Genomic DNA, 1,291 nt, shown 5'->3' with positions numbered 1-1,291 from the left:
CTGCTCTTTAACAATTTATCAGACAATCTGTGTGGGCACTCGCAGGGTTGATATCGCAAACCATCTCCGGATGGAAAAAATTTGAAATATCAAGTCTCAAGAGTGACTACTATATTCATTACGAATAACAGTTTTAATTCTTTGAGCATCAAGCTTTTTAATTGAAGAGTTTGATCATGGCTCAGATTGAACGCTGGCGGCAGGCCTAACACATGCAAGTCGAGCGGCAGCGGGAAGTAGCTTGCTACTTTGCCGGCGAGCGGCGGACGGGTGAGTAATGTCTGGGGATCTGCCCGATGGAGGGGGATAACTACTGGAAACGGTAGCTAATACCGCATAATCTCGCAAGAGCAAAGTGGGGGACCTTCGGGCCTCACACCATCGGATGAACCCAGATGGGATTAGCTAGTAGGTGGGGTAACGGCTCACCTAGGCGACGATCCCTAGCTGGTCTGAGAGGATGACCAGCCACACTGGAACTGAGACACGGTCCAGACTCCTACGGGAGGCAGCAGTGGGGAATATTGCACAATGGGCGCAAGCCTGATGCAGCCATGCCGCGTGTATGAAGAAGGCCTTCGGGTTGTAAAGTACTTTCAGCGGGGAGGAAGGCGATGCGGTTAATAACCGCGTCGATTGACGTTACCCGCAGAAGAAGCACCGGCTAACTCCGTGCCAGCAGCCGCGGTAATACGGAGGGTGCAAGCGTTAATCGGAATTACTGGGCGTAAAGCGCACGCAGGCGGTCTGTTAAGTCAGATGTGAAATCCCCGGGCTCAACCTGGGAACTGCATTTGAAACTGGCAGGCTAGAGTCTCGTAGAGGGGGGTAGAATTCCAGGTGTAGCGGTGAAATGCGTAGAGATCTGGAGGAATACCGGTGGCGAAGGCGGCCCCCTGGACGAAGACTGACGCTCAGGTGCGAAAGCGTGGGGAGCAAACAGGATTAGATACCCTGGTAGTCCACGCCGTAAACGATGTCGACTTGGAGGTTGTGCCCTTGAGGCGTGGCTTCCGGAGCTAACGCGTTAAGTCGACCGCCTGGGGAGTACGGCCGCAAGGTTAAAACTCAAATGAATTGACGGGGGCCCGCACAAGCGGTGGAGCATGTGGTTTAATTCGATGCAACGCGAAGAACCTTACCTGGCCTTGACATCCACGGAATTCGGCAGAGATGCCTTAGTGCCTTCGGGAACCGTGAGACAGGTGCTGCATGGCTGTCGTCAGCTCGTGTTGTGAAATGTTGGGTTAAGTCCCGCAACGAGCGCAACCCTTATCCTTTGTTGCCAGCG

Annotated in this window: 1 rRNA gene; it reads left to right on the top strand. The window is 53.6% G+C overall.

The annotated features are described in order from the left end of the window. Positions 1-158 precede the first annotated feature (158 nt). Positions 159-1,291 (top strand): 16S ribosomal RNA (locus tag N5923_RS00140); the annotation flags it as partial.

It is taken from the genome of Winslowiella arboricola, assembly GCF_025527015.1.
GTDB classification, from domain to species: Bacteria; Pseudomonadota; Gammaproteobacteria; order Enterobacterales; family Enterobacteriaceae; genus Erwinia; species Erwinia arboricola.
Note: the sequence above shows the minus strand (reverse complement) of the source record. Positions and strands in the feature narration are given on the sequence as shown.